Origin of the sequence: Streptomyces sp. NPDC086147 (assembly GCF_040702165.1) — a bacterium.
In the GTDB taxonomy this organism is placed as follows: domain Bacteria; phylum Actinomycetota; class Actinomycetes; order Streptomycetales; family Streptomycetaceae; genus Streptomyces.
The window spans coordinates 442,294-462,009 of the sequence record NZ_JBFBJO010000004.1 but is presented as its reverse complement, the minus strand read 5'-3'; the positions used below and the strand labels follow the sequence as shown (position 1 = coordinate 462,009).

Sequence of the window (19,716 nt, the reverse complement as noted above, 5' to 3'; positions counted from 1 at the left end):
CTCCGCCGCCTCCCGGTGTGACCGGCCGGCACCGGGAGCGCGGCCGATCGCGCGCTCCCGGGCGGAGATTCCGTAGCCCCTACGCCCGCCGGGGGTTCGTCACCAGGTGGACGGCGCCGGCGGCGCGACGACCGGGGGGCGGTCGTCGCAGGTGATGGTGTTGGGCAGGAGCCACGGGGCGAGCCAGCCGCCGTCGTTGCCGCCGAGGTCGGTCAGGGCGAACTCCGAGCCCGTGGCGGGGAAGTTGAAGGAGCCGCAGTTGTTGACGCCGACGGCCCCGACGTTGCGGGCGTCGACGTTCTCGAAGGTGGCGGAGCCCTTCACCCGAGCGCTGAGGACGGAGTTCCCGGTGCCGTCGACGCGGATGTCCTTGAAGTGGACGGCCGGGAGGCCGACCTCGTCCTTCACCCCGTACTCGCTGACGAGCATGATCGCGTTGTGGGTGGAGTCGAGGTAGTGGTCGCCGGTGACCCGGACGTCGGCGTCGATGCTCCTGTCCAGGGCGTAGAACCAGATGGCGCCGAGGCCGATCCGCCAGTTGAGGTCGAGGGTGCCGGCGCGGACGGTGGTGTTGCCGGTGAAGCGGAGGGTGCCGGTGAAGGGTTCGGCGCCGAAGCGGGAGCCGGCGTGCAGGGCGCTGCCCTCGCGGACCGGGTCGGCGACCAGGTTGCCGCTGACGGTGTTGTCCTCGCCGCCGTAGATCGCAATGCCGTTGGCGAGGGTCGGGGACTGGACGGTGTTGCGGGAGAAGGTGTTGCGCGCGTCGGCGGTCGCGTCCGACCACATGGCCAGGCCGTCGTCGCCGGTGTTGCGGACGAAGTTGTTGTGGACGAGCGAGTCGGTGACGCCGGTGTGGAAGTTGAGGGCGTCGGCGATCTGGTCGGTGATCACGTTGTTCGTGACCCGTACGTTCGACATCGGGCCGTCGAACCACAGGCCGACCTTGGTGCGGTGCAGGTGGAGGCCGTCGATCGTGGAGTCGCTCATGGCTCCGCCGATCGCGTTGACCTGGTCGGTGTCGATCCGCTCGCGGACGTCGCCCTCGATCGCGAAGCCGCGCAGGTGCACGTCGCGGCTGCCGCCCTCGGCGGCGCTCCTGCCGTAGAGGCCGACGCCGGTGTGGCGGGAGCCGTCGGGCGCGGGCTCGGCGAGGGTGACCTGACGGCCCTTGAGGACGGTGTGCCAGTTGCCCGCGCCGACGATCGTGACGTCGTCGACGACGATGTGCCGGTCGACCCGGAAGGTGCCCGGCGGGAGGTACACGGGCCGGTCGACGCGCCGGGCGAAGGCGATGGCGCGCTCGACTGCGGGGGCCGCGTCCCGGCGTCCGGTGGGGTCGGCGCCGAAGGCCAGGACGTTCACGCCGCCGCGCTCCACGTGCGGCGGGGCGACCAGTTCGGTGTCGAGGAGGTCGATCACGGTCCAGGCGGCGGGGCTGCCGGCGGGGACGGTGAGGCGGATCCGGTCGCCCGCGCGGTGGGTGCGGCCGAGGAGGAGGCGCTGCTCGTCGTAGAAGTGGGTGGGCCGGAAGGGCTTGGTGATCTCCGGCTTCGGCGTGGTGGCCGCCGGGACGCACGCGCACTCGGTGATCCACCAGTCGGGGTGGAGCAGGTCCGCGCGCGGGTCGTTGGTGAAGGGGTACTGGTTGTACAGCCAGGAGTACTGGGAGGTCAGCGTCATCGTCGCGCGGTGGCGTCCGTCGACGGTGACGTCGAGCGGGGCGGTGATGCCGCCGCCTCCGGGCGCGTCGGGAATGCTGTAGCGGACGGTGAGCGCGTTGGCGTTCCGCGGGAGGACGAACTCGACGTGCTGCCCGGGGGCCAGCCGTACCGCGGAGCGTCCGGACGCCTCGGAGGGGAGCGTGTACGGGGTGCGGTCCGGCCCGATGACCGTGCCGTCGGTGGCGGCGTTCTCCGCCTCCTGCTCGTCGAGGGCGACGGTGGCGCCGCGGCCGGTGACGAGCTCGGGGGCGAGGGCCGCCCGGGTGACCACCGGGCGGGCGGTGCCGGCGGCCGGCCTCCGGTCCGCCGTGTCCGCCGTGCCCGCCGCCGCGACGCCGTCGAGGGTGACGCTCAGGCTCAGGGCGAGGGCGGCGGCGGCCAGGAAGGCTCTTCGGCCGCTGCGCGCGCCGCGTCCGGATCGGCTCGGATTCATGTCGGGCTCACTTCTGTCTGAGGTGACGCGGGGCTGTCCGGGATGATGCGCGTCTGCGCCGGGTGGTGCGGGGCTGTCCGGGGCGATGCGGGCGTCGCCCCGGGCGCGGGCCCGGAGCGTGGGAGCGGCAGGCCCGGTGCGCGGCCCCTCCCCCGGGGGGCCGCGCGCCGGGTGTCCCGCCGTGGGCGGCGTGGTCAGGTACGCAGCCAGACGGCGGTGTCCGGGGGGAGGGTGCCGTCCGCCGGCAGCTCGTCGCTGGCCAGCAGGACGCCGGTGTGCGGCGGGAGGGGTACGGGGCGGTCGGAGAGGTTGACGGCGCAGAGGAGGTTCTCGGCGCGGGCGAAGGTCAGCACTCCCTCCGGCGACGGCAGCCATTCCAGCGGGCCGTCGCCGAATCCGGGCTCGCCGCGGCGCAGCCGCAGCGCCGTGCGGTAGAGGCCGAGCATCGAGCCGGGGTCGGCGGCCTGCCGGTCGACGGCGTAGCGGGCCCAGTCGGCGGGCTGCGGCAGCCACGGTTCCGTACCGGCGTGCGTGCCGAAGCCGTACGCGGGGGCGTCGGCCTCCCACGGCAGGGGGACGCGGCAGCCGTCGCGGCCCGGGTCGGTGCCGCCGGAGCGGGCGTGCATGGGGTCCTGGATGCGGTCGCGGGGGACGTCGGCCTCGGGGAGGCCGAGCTCCTCGCCCTGGTACAGGTAGACCGAGCCGGGCAGGGCGAGGGTGAGCAGGGCGGCGGCGCGGGCCCGGCGGGTGCCGAGGTCCAGGTCGGTGGGGGTGCCGAAGCGCTTCTTGGCGAAGTCGAAGCCGGTGTCCTCGCGCCCGTAGCGGGTCGCGGTGCGGGTGACGTCGTGGTTGCAGAGGACCCAGGTGGCGGGGGCGTGGACGGGGGCGTGCTCGGCGAGGGTGTCGTCGATGGTGCGGCGCAGCCGGTCCGGGTCCCAGGGGCAGGCGAGGAAGTTGAAGTTGAAGGCGGTGTGCAGTTCGTCGGGGCGCAGGTAGCGGGCGAAGCGCTCGGCGTCGGGCAGCCAGACCTCTCCGACGAAGACGCCGCCGTACTCGTCGGCGATGGCCCGCCAGGAGCGGTAGACGTCGTGGATCTCGTCGAGGTCGATGTACGGGTGGGGGTCGACGCCCTCGGTGAAGTCGCGGAGGTCGGGGTCCTTGGTGAGGAGGGCGGCGGAGTCGATGCGGACGCCGGCGACGCCGCGCGCGAACCAGAAGCGCAGGACGTCCTCGTGCTCGCGGCGGACGTCGGGGTGGGCCCAGTTGAGGTCGGGCTGTTCCGGGGTGAAGAGGTGGAGGTACCACTCGCCGTCGGGGACCCGGGTCCAGGTGTTCCCGGAGAACTGCGAGGGCCAGTCGTTGGGCGGGAGTTCACCGTGCTCGCCGCGCCCCGGGCGGAAGTGGAAGCGTTCCCGCTCGGGGCTGCCGGGGCCGGCGGCGAGGGCCTCCCGGAACCAGGCGTGCCGGTCGGAGACGTGGTTGGGCACGATGTCGACGATGACGCGCAGGCCGAGTTCGGCCGCTTCGGCGATGAGCTTCTCGGCCTCGTCGAGGGTGCCGAAGGCCGGGTCGATGGCCCGGTAGTCGGCGACGTCGTAGCCGCCGTCCACCATCGGGGAGGCGTACCAGGGGGTGAACCAGACCGCGTCGACGCCGAGTTCGGCGAGGTGGGGCAGTCTCGCCCGGACGCCCGCGAGGTCCCCGGTGCCGTCGCCGTCTCCGTCGGCGAAGCTGCGTGGGTACACCTGGTAGATGACGGCGTCGCGCCACCAGTCGTCGGTGCGGGGCGGTTGAGGGGCTGCCACGGGACGTTCCTTTCGGGCAGGGCGGTTCTTCGCCGCCGGCCCGGTGGCGGGGCGGCGGGTGGGCCGGCGGCGAAGGCTTATGGGGTGCGGGCTCGTGACGGGGCGGGGGCTCGGGCCTGTTCAGCCCTTGAGGCCGCCGGCGGTGAGGCCGCTCATGATGTTCCGCTGGAAGACCAGGAAGATCAGCAGCGTGGGGAGGGAGGCGATGGTGAGCGCGGCGATCAGGACGTTCACCGGGACGCCGTTGGAGAGCGAGTAGATGCCGACGTTGAGGGTCTGCTTCGACGGGTCGGGCAGGGTGAGCATCGGCCAGAGGAAGTCCTTCCAGACCCCGACGATCGCGAAGATCGACACCACGCCGAGGATGGGCCGGGAGATCGGCAGCACGATTGACCACAGCACCCGCGTGGGCGAGGCGCCGTCCATCGAGGCCGCGTCGAGCAGCTCCTTGGGGATGGAGTCGAAGAACCGCTTGAGCAGGAAGATGTTGAAGGCGTTCGTGACGGCCGGGAGCCAGATCGCCCACGGCGTGTTCAGCAGGTTGCGTTCGACGACCGGCACGTCGAGCACGGTCAGGTACTGCGGGACGACGAGGACGGTCGCCGGGATCATCAGCGTGGCGAGCATCATGCCGAGGATCGCCTTGCCGAACACGGGCCGCAGCTTCGACAGCGAGTAGGCGGCCGCCACGTCGAGGACCAGTTGGAAGGCGAGGGCGCCGAAGGCGTAGTAGAGGGTGTTGAAGAGGAGGGTGGCGAGGTCCATGACCTCCCAGGCCCGTGAGTAGTTCTCGGGCTCGAAGGTGTTCGGGACCAGGGTGGGCGGGGTCTGGATGACCTCCTGGGCGTCCTTGAACCCGCTGGACACGAGCCAGTAGAGGGGGCCGAGGAAGACCAGGGTGAACAGGAGGACGACGGCGGCGAAGACGGTCCAGTAGAGGACCCTGCCGCGGGGCCTGGCGAGGACGGCCGGCGAGATGAGCGTACGTGTGGACATGGCTGGTCTCCGGTCCTACTCGTCCTCGGCGCGGCTGAGCCTGACGTACACGGCCGAGAATCCGGCGAGCAGTACGAGCAGGAGCAGGCCGAGCGCCGCCGCGGCACCGTAGTTGTTGAAGTTGAAGGCGTACTGGTAGATGAGGTAGACGATCGTGGTCGTCGAGCCCTCGGGGCCGGCGCCGCCGGTGAGCAGGAACGGCTCCACGAAGACCTGCATCGTGGCGATGACCTGCATGAGCGCCATGAGCGAGAGGATGAGCCGGGTCTGCGGGATGGTGACGTGCCAGATCTTGCGCAGCAGTCCGGCGCCGTCGAGCTCGGCGGCCTCGTACAGCTCGCCGGGGATGGACTGGAGCGAGGCGAGGTAGATCAGGGTCGCGCCGCCCATGTTCATCCAGGTCGAGGCGATGACGACGGCGAGCATCGAGATGTCCGGGTCCTGGAGCCACTGCTGTTCGGGCAGGCCGATCGAGGTGAACAGCTCGTTGAGGAGGCCGTAGCCGGGGTCGTAGAGGTACTTGAAGAGCAGGACCGAGGCGACGGGCGGCAGCATCACCGGCAGGTAGACGAGCAGCCGGAGGTAGCCCTGGCCGTGGTGGAACTCGTTGATGACCACCGCGACGAGGAACGGCACCGCGAACCCGAGGAGCAGGGCGAGGACGGTGAACAGGGCGGTGTTGCCCCATGCCTGCCAGAAGGCCGGGTCGTTGACGACCGTCACCAGGTTGTCGAGGCCGACCCAGGTGGTGCGGCCGTTCTCCGTCTTCTGGAACGCGAGGAGGAACTCCCGGACCATCGGGTACCAGGAGAAGACGCCGAAGCAGAGGACCGCGCCGATGAGGAAGCCGTGGGCGGTCAGGTTGCGCCGCAGGGCGCGGGCGAAGCCGCCGGGGGCGGGCGCGGGCGTCGTCTCGCGCGGCGGGGCCGGGCGGGCGGGGTCCGCCTTGCTCGGGGTCAGGCTGGGGGCCGACATGGTCGCTCCTTGGTGCTGTCTGCCGGTTCTGGTGCCCGATCGGGCGGGCTGGTGGGGCGGGGCGGCGTCCGGCCGGCCCCGCTGGGCGGGGGCGGGCGGGCGCCCGCCCCGCGCCCGACCGGTCACTGGTTGGCGAGGACCTGGTTGACCTGCGTCTCCGCGGTCGAGAGGAGCTTGTCGATGTCGGCGTCCTTGTTGGTGAGGATGCCGGACATGACGTTGTCGAGGACCTTGTAGACCTCCTGGGCCTTCGGCGGCTCGGCCTTGCCGGCGACGGGGTTGTCCATGAAGGTCTTGAAGTTGGCGACCGGCATGGTGGCGTGCTCCACGCGGGCGGCGTCGTCCTTCGTCTTGGACTCGTTCAGCCAGAAGTTGGGCTGCGGGACGCCGACGGGGAGCTTGTCGGCCTTGGTGCGGGCCCAGTCGAACTGGCCCTTGCCGACGGTGAGGTTCTTGAAGTTCAGCCAGGCGATCGCGGCCTTGATCTTGTCGCCGGAGATGCCCTTCTTGATCATGTAGTTGTTGCCGCCGGCGAGCGTGTTCTTGCCACCGGGGATCGGGCCCATGCCGAAGTTCTCGTACGTGGCGCCGAGTTGCTGGACCATGTAGGCGATGTCGTCGGGCGCGGCGAGGAACATGCCGAGCTTGTCGGTGGCGATCTGCTTCTGGAGGTCGCCCCACTGGAGGAGCTGGGTCTTGCCCATGGAGTCGTCCTCCCAGCGCATGGCGTGGAGGTTCTTCGCGACCTGCTTGCCGAGGTCGTTGTTGAAGGCGGCCTTCTTGCCGCTCGCGTCGACGACGTCGCCGCCGACGCTGTACATCTGGGCGGTGAAGTGCCAGCCGCCGGTGTTGCTCGCGCTGTACTCGCCGAAGCCGGCGGTCCCGTTGCCGAGGCCGGCGATCTTCTTGGCGGCGGCGCGGACCTCGTCCCAGGTGCGCGGCGGGGCGTCGGGGTCGAGTCCGGCGTCCTTGAAGAGCTTGCGGTTGATCAGCAGGCCCATGGTGTAGTTGCTGGTGGGCAGGCCGTACAGCTTGCCGTCGTGCTTGAGGGAGCCGAGGACGCCGGGGTCGATGTCCTTGAGGAGCGGCACGGTCTTGTCGTTGACGTACGCGGTGATGTCGGCGGCGCCGTCGTTGTCGAGGACCTGCGGCAGGTCGGTGAAGTACGTGTAGAACACGTCCGGTTGCGACTTGGCCTTGAGCATCGCGGTGAAGCGCGGGGGCTCCAGGCACTGGCCGGGGGTGGAGCGGCCCTCGATGGTGACGTTCGGGTACGTCTTGTTGAACTCGGCGACGTCCTCCTTCCACTCCTTCAGCTCGGCCGCCTTCGCCGTGGGCGGCATGCAGTCGATGGTGAGCGTGACCTTCGTCTTGGGGTCCAGCGGTGCGGTGGGGTCGGACGAACCGTTCTGCTGGGATCCGTCGCTGCTGTCGTCGTTGCTGCTGCTCGTGCCGCAGGCCGCGAGCGCGGTCAGCGACAGGGCGGAGACGAGGGTGATCGCGGCGGCACGACGGCTGCGGCGGAACCGGGCACTTCTCATGAGTGGACCCCTTTGGGCATGGATGAGGAAAGCGATGCGTGAACGGGAGGTCTCCCCACCGCTGGTGGCGTTGCGGGGGTGCGGCACACTCAACCACCACCAACAAGTGAACGCAATATCTCGCGCTGATTTCGCAATTGTGCGACAGGAGGGTGTAATCGAAACGTGACCGGCATGCACCTGGCCGACAGGGGCCGGGGCTCGCACGGAGGCGCGCCGGGGCCCCTGCGGCCCGGGCCGGCCGCGGGAGCGCGCCGTGGCGCCCCGGGGCGCCACGGCCGGTCCAGACCCCGGGCAGGGGCCCGGACCGGCCGCGGTCACCCGCGGGAGGCACCCGCGGGAGGGCGGATCACGGGTTGATGTTGATCTTGAAGGTGGAGGTGTTGTTGCGGATGTCGACGGCGTTGCCGTTCATCCGCAGCCCGTTGAAGGTCACTTCGCCGACGGCGGGGCCCTGCCCCGACTCGGGCATCTCGTTGGCCCAGAGGCCGAAGCCGGACTTGGCGTCCCAGGCGTCGCCGCTCTTGCGGGCCCCGGTGATGGAGATGTCCGTGAGGACGGTGTCCTTGATCGGGAACTGCGGCTGTCCGCCCACGTAGTTGGTCTGGAACATGATGCCGCTGTAGGTGGGGTCGACGATGTCGACGCTGTTCACCCGGATGCCCTGGAAGACCTTGGAGGCGGAGAACAGCCAGATGCCGGGGAAGGTCTGGTTGCCCCAGAAGTGGCCGCCGGCCCGGACGATCGAGATGTTCTCGAAGGTCGTGGGCTCGGTGCCGAAGCCGTTCATGGCGTAGCCGAAGTCCAGCGAGGAGATGGTGACGCCGGAGTAGACCAGGGTGTCGGCGATGTGGATGTTGCGGAAGGTGTTGCTGTAGCCGCCGTAGACTGCGAGGCCCGCGGCCCGCCAGGTGAGCGTGCTGGTGAGGTTCTCGTAGACGTTGTTCTTCATGTCGGCGCCGCCGGCGTCGATCGCGGAGAACAGCGCGAAGCTGTCGTCGCCGGTGGCCCGGGCGTCGTTGTTGACGACGTGGTTGTCCGTGGAGCCGTTGGTCATGTTGACGCCGTCGGCGAACATGTTGCGGATGCGGGAGTTCTTGATCGTGATCCGGTCCGCGTTGGCGCCCCAGTAGAGGCACACCATGTGCTCGTTCCAGATGTCGTCGATCACGATGTCGGTGACGTTCGCGAAGTCGAACACCTTGCCAGGGCCGTCGATCCGCGAGGTGTAGTTGCCGAAGTAGGCGAAGCCCTTGAAGAGCGAGCCCTTCGCCGCCGCCTCGGCGCGGAAGCCGACGTCGGTGTTGTCCTGGGTCGAGGGCGCGTGGAACTTCGTGTACCAGGGGCCGGCGCCGACCACCTTGACGGCCTTGCCGTACACCTGGAACTTGCTGGACGTCTGGTAGTCGCCGGGCGGCAGGTAGACGCCGGTGAGCTTGCCGGTGGTGTCCATGCGGACCTTGTCCAGGGCGTTCTGCACGTCCTGGTGGGTGAAGCCGGCCGGGACGGTGTACGTCGCCGGGTCGGGGTTCGCGACCGGGGCGACCTGCTCCAGGTCGACGAAGTCGATCGCGTAGTACGCGGCGCTGTTGGCGGCGTCCTTCTGGAGCCGGATCCTACTGCTGGCCTGGACGGTCTCGCCGAGGAGCAGGTGCGCCTCGTCGTAGACGTGGCGCGGGCCTCCGGAGCCCGGGGAGTTGCCGGGCGCGATCTCGGAGCCGTACAGCCAGGCGTACTTCGAGGTCAGCGGGAGCGCCTTCTTGAAGACGCCGTCGACGTAGACGCTGATCGTGGAGTCGATGCCGCCGCCGCCCGGGGCGTCCGGGAGGGAGAAGCGGGTGACCAGGGTGTTGGTGGCGGCGCGGGCCGTGAACTCGACGTACTCGCCGGTCGCGTCCAGGTTGACGGCCTTGCGGCCGGAGGCCTCGCCCGCGAGGTCGCCGACGGTGCGGTTGGGTCCGACGACGGTGGCGCCGCCGCCGACGGTGCCGTCCTCCGCCTCGTACGTGGTGTACGGCATGTTGGCGCCGCGCCCGACGAAGAGCGGCTGGGAGGCGGTGTTGTTGGCGCGCTTGACCGGCAGCTCGCCGGCGTCGTCGGCCAGGACCGTCCGCACCGTGTACGAGCCGTTGACGGCGGTCCACGGGCCGAGGGTCACCACGGTCGAGGCACCGGCGGCGAGGCTGCCGCTGTAGGAGCCGGTCAGGGTCTTGACCGTGGCGCCCTGCTTGTCGAGCAGGTTCAGGGTGACGCCGTGGCCGCCCGCCGAGGTGGCCTGGTTGCCCTGGTTCCGCACGGTCGCCCGGAAGGAGACGGTGTCACCGGCGGACGGGCTGGACGGGGTGGTCGTGACCGAGGCGGTGACCACGTCGGGGCTGGTGACCGGCTTGACCACGAGCGGGGCGGGGCTGGTGAGGGTGTTGTTGGACTCGTTCTGCTCGATGACCGCGTTCGCCTCGTCGGCGACCGCGCTCAGCTCGTACGAGCCGGCCTCCCGCGCGCCGATGGAGGCGCTGACGGTGGTCTGTGCCCCGGCGGCGAGGGCGCCGACCTGGGTGGTGGCGACCTTGGTGCCGCCCAGGCGCAGTGCGACGGCGCTGGCCGGAGCGGCGGCCGGGCCGCTGTTGCGGACGGTGGCGCTCACCGTGATCTGGTCCGACTCGACGGGGGCGGCCGGCGTGGTGGTCAGGCCGGTCACCTCCAGGTCCGGGTTGGGCGCGGGCACGCCGATCACCTGGAACTCGGCGAGCTGGCCCGCCGAGGAGCCGGTGTTGGCGGTGAACCGGAGCTGGACGTCGGCGACGCGGGCGGTGACCGGGACGGTCACGGTGTTCCCGCCGGCCGGGTCGAAGGTGTAGCTCTTCGCGGCGACCAGACTGGTGAAGCCCGAGGCGCTCTGTTCGCGTCCGAGGACCTCGACGGTCTGGTTGCGCGCGGCCCAGGCGGTGGCCGGGTCGAGCTTCAGGACGAGCCGGTCGAGGTCGGCGTTGGAGCCGAGCTTGACGGTGAGGGTGTTCGGGTAGCTGCCGCCCGCGCCCTCCCAGTAGGTGGCGGTGTTGTTGTCGTTGGCGTTCGCCGCGACGAAGCTGTGCACGGTGGAGGAGGCGCTGATCGGCTTGCCGACGGCCAGGTTGGAGCCCGTGGAGCCGCTGCCGTTGCGGGTGACGGCGTTGCTGTTGACCGACTGGTTGCCGGCCGCGTCCTTGGCCCGGACGTGGTACGTCACCGTCTGGTTGGCCGGACGGCTGTCCGTGTACGTGGTGACGTTCCCCGCCACGCTCGTCAGGAGCGTGTTGTTCGCGTACACGTCGTACCCGGTGACGCCGGTGTTGTCCGAGGAGGCGCCCCAGGTCAGCCTCACCTGGCCGGAGGTCTGCTCGGTGAACGCCAGGTTCGCCGGAGCCGTCGGCGCCTGCGTGTCCCCGGTGTCGCCCTGACGGGTGACGGCGTTGCTGTTGGCGGACTGGTTGCCGGCCGCGTCCTTGGCCCGGACGTGGTACGTCACCGTCTGGTTGGCCGGACGGCTGTCCGTGTACGTGGTGACGTTCCCCGCCAGGCTCGTCAGGAGCGTGTTGTTCGCGTACACGTCGTACCCGGTGACGGCGGTGTTGTCCGTGGCGGCGGTCCAGGTCAGCCTCACCTGGCCGGTCGCGGGCTCGGTGAACGCCAGGTTCGCCGGAGCCGTCGGCGCCTGCGTGTCGCCGGTGCCCGGGCCGTAGACCTCCAGCTCGGACAACTGGGCGGCCGGCTGGACGGTGTTCGCCGTGACCAGGACCCGGACGTACCGGGTGGTGGTCGCGCCGAACGGGATCGTCACGGTGTTCTGGGCGGACGGCGCGAACTCGTACGCCTTCGACGCGGTGAGGTCGGTGAAGTCCGTGCCGTTGTCGCTGCCCTGGATCTTCAGGGTCTGGCTGCGCGCGCCCCAATTGTCGGGCAGGCGCAGGACGACGCGGTCGACGCGGACGGAGGAGCCGAGGTCGGCCCGGAGCCACTGGGGCAGCTCGTTGTTCCGGCTCTCCCAGTAGGTGGCCTTGTTGCCGTCGTTGGCGTTGCCCGCCGCGTACACCTCGGTGTGGCTGCTCGCGGTCAGGGTCCTGCCCGCGGCGAGGTTCGCCGAGGTGCTGTCGGCGCCGTGCACCTCCAGCTCGGACAGCTGGGCGGCCTGCCAGCCGGTGTTGGCGGTGATGTCGATGCGCACGAAGCGGGCCTGGGCGGCCGGGAAGCCCACCGTGACGGTGTTGCCGGAGCCCGGGCTGAACGTGTAGGTGGCCGAGCTCTTCAGGGTGGAGAAGCTGGTGCCGTCGGCGCTGCCCTGGACGGACAGCGTCTGGTTGCGGCTCTCCCAGCCCGCCGGGAGCTTCAGGACGACCTCGTCGACGCGGGTGCTCGTGCCGAGGTCGGTCTGCACCCACTGCGGCAGGCTCGACCCGGAGCTCTGCCAGTACGTGCCCTGGTTGCCGTCGGTGACGTTTGCGGCGCCGTACTCCGGCAGCGCGCTGCCGGCCGCCGCGGGATCGCCCAGCGCGATGTTGGGGCCTCCGGCGGCCTGGGCGGCCATGAGGGGACCCCCCAGCGCCAGGAGGCTCGTCGCGATCACGGCGCTCATGCCCCGTGATCTCCAGCTGTGCAGTTTCATCTGTCCTCGATCTCGGCCCCGCAGGCGATGGCTGCGTGGCGCGGCTCGTCGGGTGGGACCCTGGCTCGGATATGTCGTCGGTTTGCTGCGAGCGGTGAGAGAGTTGCAGAGAATTGCCAAGGCGTCTACATCTCGCGAAGGCGGGCTTCCTCCGGTCCGCCGTGGCGTACGAGGGCATGCCGAAGGCCCCGCGCACGAGGGGCTACGGGGTCGTCGGGAAGCGCGGGAGGGGCGGGGCCCGGCCACCGCCGCGGCCGGACCCCCTCGTCACGGCGCCTCGGGCGCCGCCGACGGCGTTACGGGTTGTTGATGACGAACTGGGATCCGGGCTCGACCAGGATGTTGCCCTGGGCCGAGTTGGTGATCGTCACGTTCGACAGGGTGGCACTGCCGCGGGCGCCGCTCATCGCGAGGATGCCGGAGCCGTTGTTCGACTTGTCGATGCGGACGTTGGTGATCTTGACGTTCGGCACCTCGCCGCCACCGGTCTTGAACTGGATGCCGTCGTAGGTGGAGTCGACGATGTCCGTGTCCTTGATGGTGACGCCGGGGATGGGCTGGCCCTGCGCGAACAGGGTGATGGCGCCGAACTCCTGGTCCTCGTTCCAGAACGCGCCGCCCGTGCGGTACAGGGCGTTGTTGGAGATGAGGGTCTGCCCGGAGAAGGGCAGCGGGTCGTGGTCGGTCGCCAGCATGATGCCGGGGTAGTTCATGGTGTCGGAGATGATGTTGTTCTCGATGGTGTTGCCGAATCCGCCGTAGACCGCGATGCCGTTGGCCCGCCAGGGCAGCTGGATCGTGTTGTTGTGGAAGTGGTTGTTGGAGCCGATGTCCACCGAGGTGTCCTTGACGTACTTGCTGGCCCAGACGGCCAGCGCGTCGTCGCCGTTGTTGCGGAAGGACGAGTTGAAGACGGTGGAGTTGCGGGTGCCGTTGGCGAAGTTGATGCCGTCGGCGTAGGTGTTGCGGATCCGCATGCCCGAGAACTCGACGCCGTCACCGGGTCCCCACAGCTCGGGGATGTTGGTGTAGTCGCGGCCGGCCCAGACGCCGACGTTGGCGTGCTCGATCCAGACGTTGCTGATCTTCGTGTTCTTGCCGAAGCGCCCGTTGAGGCCGACGCCGCCCTCCTCGTTGGCGTTGTTGCCGCGGATGGTGCCGGAGCCGAAGATCGCGATGTCGGAGATCTGCGTGTTGTGGTCGATGTCGAAGCCGAAGTTGCCCTCGTGCGGGTGGTTGATGCCGCCCGCCTGGTGCGGCGGGGTGAGGGTGTAGAGCTGCGAGTGCCACATGCCGGCGCCGCGGATGGTCACGTCGCGGATGCCGACGGTGTTGTAGTTCCCCCGGTTCAGCGGGTCGTCGGTCAGGATCTTCTGCTCCTGGCGCCACTGGCCCGCCGGGATCCACACGCAGGAGATCTCGCCCTTCTGGTCGGCGGTCACGGCGCGCTGGATCGCGTCGGTGTCGTCGAGGCCGTCGTTGGGCACCGCGCCGTAGTTGGTGATCGAGACGCAGCCGGCCGGCTGGGCCGTCGGGGGCGCGACCTGCTCCAGGTCGATCAGGTCGATGACGTAGAAGGAGGCGGTGTCGCCCGCGTCCCGCTGGAGCCGGAACTTGGTGCCGGCCGGGTAGGACTGGGCCAGCAGGGCGTTGGACTCGTCGAACAGGCGGCGGGCATCGGCCTGCGGGGCGTTGGTGAGCCCCTCCGGGTCGTCGCTGGTGCCGTAGAGCCAGCTGTGCTTGGAGGAGAGCGTCAGCTTCCGCACGAACTGGCCGTCGGCGTACAGGCTCAGCGTGGCCTCCCGTCCGCCGCCGCCGGGGGCGTCGGGGATCGAGTTGCGCACGACGAGGGAGTTGGCGGCGTTGGTGGAGGTGAACTCCACGTACTCACCCGTGGAGTTGAGCCGGACCGACTTGCGGCCGGAGGACTCGGTGGCGAAGTTGGTGTGGCCGAAGGTCCGCGTGGCGTCGGCGGTGAGCAGGGTCCCCTGGTAACGGGCGTCCTCCGCCTCGTACTCCGTGTAGGGCACGGCCGCGCCGCGGCCGACGACCAGGGAGCGGCTGAAGACGTTGTTGTTCTCGTTGGTCTCGGCCACGGTCGCGGTGGCGTCGGCCGTCGCGGTGAGGGTGACTCCGCCGCTCGCGGCGGTCCAGGTGCCGGAGATCGGCACGGTGACCGACTGTCCGGCGGCGACCGCCGGGGTGGTGCCGTTCAGGGTGGTGGTCCCCGCGGCGAGACGGGTGACGCTGCCTGCGGCGACACCGGTGGTGCCCCGGTTCTGGACCGTGGCCGTGAAGGAGACCTGCGCGCCGACCGCCGGGGAGGACGGGTTCGGGGTGATCGCGGTGACCGTGAGGTCGGGGCCGGGCGCCTGGCCGACGACCAGCTTGGTGGAACCGGTCCTGCTGTTGTTGGTGTCGTCCTGCTCCACCACGGTGTTGGCCGGGTCGACGACGGCGGACACGGTGTAGCTGCCCATCGCCTTCCTGCCGACGGGGATCCTGACGGTCGTGGAGGCGCCCGCCGCGAGCGCGCCGACCTGCGCGCTGCCCGCCACGGCGCCTTCGAGGCTCACGTTGACGGTGGTGGCCGGCGAGGCGGCGGTCCCGGCGTTGCGGACCGTCGCGCTGATCTCGACGGGGTCCGTCTCCGAGGGGGAGGAGGGGGACCACACGAGGTCGGTGACGGTGAGGTCCGGGTTCGGGGCGGCGGCGCCCACCACCTCGAACTCGGCGACCTGGGCGCCGGGAGCACCGTTGTTGGTGAAGAACTTGAGCTGCACGTCGGCGTAGCGGCCGGTGACCGGGACGGTGACCGTGTTGGCGCCCGAGGACGGGCTGAACTGGTAGTCGGCGCGGGCCTTGAGGGTGGTGAAGCCGGACGCGGACTGCTCGCGTCCGAGCACCTCGACGGCCTGGGTGCGCGGCCCCCACGCCTGGTCGGGGTTGAGCTTGATCCGGACCGCTTCGACGTCGGCGTTGGCGCCGAGCTTCGCGGTCAGGGTCGCGGGCAGGCCGGCCGACTCCCAGTAGGTGCCGGTGTTCCCGTCGTTGGCGTTGGCGGCCACGTACGACTGGGTGACCGACGACGCCTCGATCGGCTTGTTGCGCGCCAGGTTGACGCCGGTCGGCGGCGGGTCGACCGGGCCGCCGCCGTCCTCGCCGAAGACCTCCAGCTCGGACAACTGGGCCGCGTTCCAGCCGCTGTTGGCGGCCACCTGGACGCGGATGTAGCGGGCCGTGGTCGCGGTGACGGGGATGCTGACCGTGTTGGCGGCGGCCGGGTCGAAGGTGCGCGCCCCGGATCCGGAGAGCGCGGCGAAGGAGGATCCGTTCGTACTGCCGAGCACGCTCAGCGTCTGGACGCGGGAGCCCCAGGAGGCCGGCAGCTTCAGCGCGACCCGGTCGACCTCGGTACTGGCCCCCAGGTCGACCTGCACCCACTGGGGGAACGACCCGTTGGGGCCCTCCCAGTAGGACGCCTGGCTTCCGTCGGTCACGTGGGCGGCGACGTAGCCTCCGTTCGTGCCGCCCGCGGTCGCGGGCCTGCCGAGGGCGAGGTTGGGGCCCTCGGCGGCGTGGGCGGGGGCGGGGAGCGTCCCCACGCCCATCAGACCCGCCATCACCGAGCCGACGATCACTCGCCGCCCGTGGTTTCTCAATCGCATGAAGTCCTCTTGATTCCTCACCCGGGCGACCGGCCGCGACTCGCCCTGCCGACGGCGTGAACAGCGCCGGGGAAGGAGGACGGGCCTGGAGGCGTATACACCGGGCAAACGTCGACAGGGCCCTCGCACAGCACCTTTCATCCCCAAAGAGGGAACATCCAAGTGTGAGCAAGACTTTTTGAGCTGTTCAGTCAATCTTTTGCGATGACCAGGTGACAGGTTTCCGCCAGGTCACCGCTTTGTCAACGGGGCCGACACAACTGGCCTGTGGGAGAGCCCGGCGGTGACGGGGCCGACGGGGCCGCCCCCGGGTGCGCGGGCACGCGAGACCGGGTGCGCGGGCACGCGAGAAAGGGCCAGACCGTCAGGTCTGGCCCTCGGTGGGGCGCGGGCTGGCTCGGGTCAGGCGCTGGACGGCGGCGCGGTCGAGCCCCGCACCACGAGCTCCGGCTCGAAGAGCAGCTCACCGGGGTGGGCCTGCGATCCCTGGATCTGGGCGCACAGGAGGTCCACGGCCGCCCGCCCCATCGCCTCGATCGGCTGCCGGACCGTCGACAGCGGAGGCTCGGTGCAGTTCATGAACGCCGAGTCGTCGAACCCGAGCACGGACACGTCGGCGGGAACGGCGAGCCCGCGCCGGCGGGCGGCCCTGATGGCGCCCAGGGCCAGCGGGTCGCTCGCGCAGATGACCCCGGTCACGCCCCGGTCCCAGAGCCGGCCCGCGGCCGCCTGTCCCCCTTCGAGCGAGAACATCGAGCGCTCCACGGCCTCCTCCGACAGCTCCGTTCCCGCCGCGGCCGCGGCCGCCCGCGCCGCGGTCAGCTTCCGGCGCGAGGGGATGTGGTCCTCGGGGCCGAGGACCAGGCCGATGCGTTCGTGCCCCAGGGAGGAGAGGTGGCGCCACGCCTGCTCGACCGCGGCGATGTCGTCGCAGGAGACGCAGGGGAAGTCGAGCTCCTCTATGGGCGCGTTGACGAGCACGACGGGGATGTTGCGCTCCGCCAGCTGCCGGTAGTGCTCGTGCGGCGCGTCCGCCTGCGCGAAGAGGCCTCCCGCGAAGATCACTCCGGACACCTGCTGCTGAAGGAGCAGGTCGACGTAGTCGGCCTCCGAGACGCCGCCCTTGGTCTGCGTGCAGAGCACGGGCGTGAGCCCCTGCTGCGCCAGGGAACCGCCGATGACCTCGGCGAAGGCCGGGAAGATGGGGTTCTGGAGCTCGGGCAGGACCAGACCGACCAGCCTGGCCCGCTCCCCGCGCAACTGCGTGGGACGCTCATAGCCGAGGATGTCCAGTGCGCTGAGCACGGACTGGCGGGTGGCCTCCGAGACCCCCGGCTTGCCGTTGAGAACTCGGCTGACCGTGGCCTCGCTGACTCCCACTTTTTTCGCTACCAGAGCAAGTCGTCGCGTCACGAACGCAACTCTAGCGCAAAGAGAGTCAGGAAGTTACACACTTCTTGCCAAGTTTGCAGCGTGACAGGCCCTCCGGCCCGACGCCCGGACCCCGCGAAGGGCCGCGCGCCCGCCTCCGCCGGGGTGCCGGGGCACGGGGTTCAATCGTGGCGGGGACAGAGATAGAACAGCTCCGGATCCCCTTCGTCAAGCCCGTGGAGAAGGCCCACGGGAGCCCAGCCGGCCCGCTCGAGCAGTCCCTGCATCGGCCGGTTGGAGACGTTGGTCGAGGTGAAGAGCTTCTCGGTGGCGCATGAGGCCGCCGCGTCCTCGAGGAGCAGCCGCCCCACGCCCCGGCGGCGGGCCGAGGGCTCGACCATGAGCATGGTCACGAATCCCTGTCCGAAGAAGGTGTACTCCACCACGCAGTATCCCAGCGGACCGCGCTCGTCCTCCGCCACCGCGGCCCGGCCCTCCTCGCACCACCTCCGGATGCCCGCCCGCCGCTCGGCGTCACCACCGGCGGCCACCGCGTCGACGCGGCAGAGCGCCCGCGCGTCCGCCGGGCGCGCCCGGCGCACCACGATCTCGTTCCGGTCTCCTGTCGTCATGCCGCCCATACTGCCCACCGCACGGCCCGCCCGGCGGCACCGTCACGACAGGACGGAGCCGACCCGCCGGGCCCTGTCCCGGGGCAGGGAACGGGCCGCGGCCCCCGGTGACGTGCGTCTCCGCAGGTCACCGGGGGCCGCGATCGAGTGCGGTCGGGTCGTGCCTCCCGTCAGGGCAGGGTCCACTTCTGGTTGGCTCCGGTGTGGCAGGTCCACAGGTGGACGGCCGTGCCGTCGTTCCAGACGCCTCCCGAGGCGTCCAGGCACTTGGCCGACTGCGGGTTGCGGACCGTGCCGTCGGCCTGCGGCGTCCACTTCTGCGCACCGGTGCCGTTGCACGTCCACAACTGGATCTTCGTACCGTCCGCGCTGCCGCCGCCCGACACGTCCAGGCACTTGCCCAGTGCCTTCACCGTGCCGTCGGCCGCGACCGTCCACTTCTGGGCGGCCGTACCGTTGCAGGTCCACAGCTGGATCTTCGTACCGTCCGCGGTCTGGGAGTTGTCGACGTCCAGGCACTTGCCGTTGACGCCCTTGACCTCGCCCGTGCGGGGGCCGGGCTGTCCCCCGCTCTGCTTGATCCGGATGTTGCGGAAGGACACGTCGTCGCCGGTGCCGTGGTTCTGGAGGCCGATGTGTCCCTGGCGCAGGCTCCGGGCCGGGTCGGTGTTGGTGAAGTCGTTGATCCTGGCGCCGTTCAGGAAGATCTCCAGGCGTTCGCCGGTGACCCGGAGTTCGTACGTGTTCCACTCGCCGGGCGGGTTGAGCGCGGCGTCGCGCGCGGCGACGTCGGCGGACTTGAAGCCGTAGACGGCGCCGGTGGTGCGGTCGGCCGCGTCGGTGGCGTCGATCTGGATCTCGTAGCCGTTGTTCACCGCGGACCAGGGGTCGTCGGAGGCCGGGAAGCCGATGAAGACGCCGGAGTTGTCGTCGCCCGCGGCCTTCCAGTCGAGCTTGAGGGAGTAGTCGCCGGTGAACTCCTTGGCGGAGTACCACAGCATGCCGAGGCCGCCCTGGGAGGTGAGGGTGCCGTCCGCGAGGGTGAACCCCCCCGGGCCGGCCTGGCGCCAGCCGGTGGTGGACGAGCCGTCGAAGAGGGACGTGTAGCCGGTCTCCGCACGGCAGTCGGCCTCGGTCATGCCGGCGGCCCAGCGGATCCCGCCCAGGAGGTGGCGGCGGAAGGCGGCGTCGGCGTACGACTCGTCGGTGTGGCCGCCTCCGGTGTAGAAGGCCCGGCCGCCCTCGTACCCCTTGCACCAGGCGATCGGGTGGTCGCCGGACATGTTCCCGCCGGAGTAGCTGGACTCGTCGAGGGAGGCCAGGACGCGGGCGGTGGCGCGCGGGTTGGTGCGGTAGTTGTACCACTCGTCGGTGCGCTGCCAGGTGGCGCCCAGGTGGGCGGTGGCGTCGTGCGCCCGGTCCTCGACCTTGACGGTGGCGGACTGGACGGCCGGGTGGGAGTGGAACAGGGCCCCGGCCAGGCCTTCGTAGAAGGGCCAGTCGTACTCGGTGTCGGCGGCGGCGTGGATGCCGACGTATCCGCCGCCGCCCCGGACGTACTGCTCGAACGCGGTCTGCTGGCCGGCGTTCAGGACGTCGCCGGTGGTCGACAGGAAGACGACCGCCTTGTACCGGCCGAGGTTGCCGGCCGTGAAGGCCTGGGCGTCCTCGGTGGCGTCGACGGTGAAGTTGTTCGCCGTGCCCAGGTCGCGCAGGGCCGCGATGCCGGGGGTGATCGAGGAGTGCCGGAAACCGGCCGTCTTGGAGAAGACGAGGACCTTGTAGGCCGGGTCCGCCGCGGCGCGTGGCCCGGCGGCCGTGCCGGTCGCGGCGGTGGAGTGTCCCGGGGGTGCGGCCTGGGCCGCCGCCTGGGGGGTCAGGCAGAGCGCGGCACCGGCCAGCAGGCCGAGAACCGCTTTCAGGGGGGTGCGCATG

General features: G+C 70.8%; 10 protein-coding genes. All 10 read right to left on the bottom strand.

What is annotated here, in order from left to right; genetic code table 11:
- Positions 1–99: 99 nt before the first annotated feature.
- Positions 100–2,154 carry a glycosyl hydrolase family 28-related protein gene (locus AB0398_RS12760; RefSeq protein WP_366374355.1) on the bottom strand — a complete coding sequence of 685 codons (2,055 nt, stop codon included), beginning with the start codon at positions 2,152–2,154 and terminating at the stop codon, positions 100–102.
- Between the two features lie 194 nt (positions 2,155–2,348).
- Positions 2,349–3,959: a glycoside hydrolase family 13 protein gene (locus AB0398_RS12755; RefSeq protein ID WP_366374353.1), complete on the bottom strand. Its 1,611-nt coding sequence runs from the start codon at positions 3,957–3,959 to the stop codon at positions 2,349–2,351.
- A 120-nt stretch (positions 3,960–4,079) separates the two neighbouring features.
- On the bottom strand, positions 4,080–4,955 hold the full coding sequence (locus tag AB0398_RS12750) for a carbohydrate ABC transporter permease (RefSeq protein WP_366374351.1): 876 nt from the start codon (positions 4,953–4,955) through the stop codon (positions 4,080–4,082).
- Between the two features lie 15 nt (positions 4,956–4,970).
- A complete protein-coding gene (locus tag AB0398_RS12745) occupies positions 4,971–5,930 on the bottom strand; it encodes a sugar ABC transporter permease (RefSeq protein WP_366374349.1) in 960 nt (319 codons plus the stop codon).
- A 122-nt stretch (positions 5,931–6,052) separates the two neighbouring features.
- The gene (locus AB0398_RS12740; protein WP_366374347.1) at positions 6,053–7,471 is read right to left on the bottom strand and encodes an extracellular solute-binding protein; all 1,419 of its coding nucleotides are present in this window, start codon (positions 7,469–7,471) and stop codon (positions 6,053–6,055) included.
- A 349-nt stretch (positions 7,472–7,820) separates the two neighbouring features.
- Entirely contained in the window at positions 7,821–12,110 is a 4,290-nt protein-coding gene (locus tag AB0398_RS12735) for a discoidin domain-containing protein (RefSeq protein WP_366374345.1), read from the bottom strand.
- A gap of 296 nt (positions 12,111–12,406) precedes the next feature.
- Positions 12,407–15,778, bottom strand: coding sequence for a CARDB domain-containing protein (locus AB0398_RS12730; RefSeq protein ID WP_366374343.1), 3,372 nt, complete (start codon positions 15,776–15,778; stop codon positions 12,407–12,409).
- A gap of 402 nt (positions 15,779–16,180) precedes the next feature.
- On the bottom strand, positions 16,181–17,191 hold the full coding sequence (locus AB0398_RS12725) for a LacI family DNA-binding transcriptional regulator (protein WP_366374341.1): 1,011 nt from the start codon (positions 17,189–17,191) through the stop codon (positions 16,181–16,183).
- A 140-nt stretch (positions 17,192–17,331) separates the two neighbouring features.
- Complete coding sequence (locus tag AB0398_RS12720) at positions 17,332–17,781, bottom strand: GNAT family N-acetyltransferase (protein ID WP_366374339.1); 450 nt, start codon at positions 17,779–17,781, stop codon at positions 17,332–17,334.
- A gap of 170 nt (positions 17,782–17,951) precedes the next feature.
- Positions 17,952–19,715 (bottom strand): ThuA domain-containing protein, encoded by a 1,764-nt coding sequence (locus tag AB0398_RS12715; protein ID WP_366374337.1) that lies wholly within the window; start codon positions 19,713–19,715, stop codon positions 17,952–17,954.
- Position 19,716: the final 1 nt, after the last annotated feature.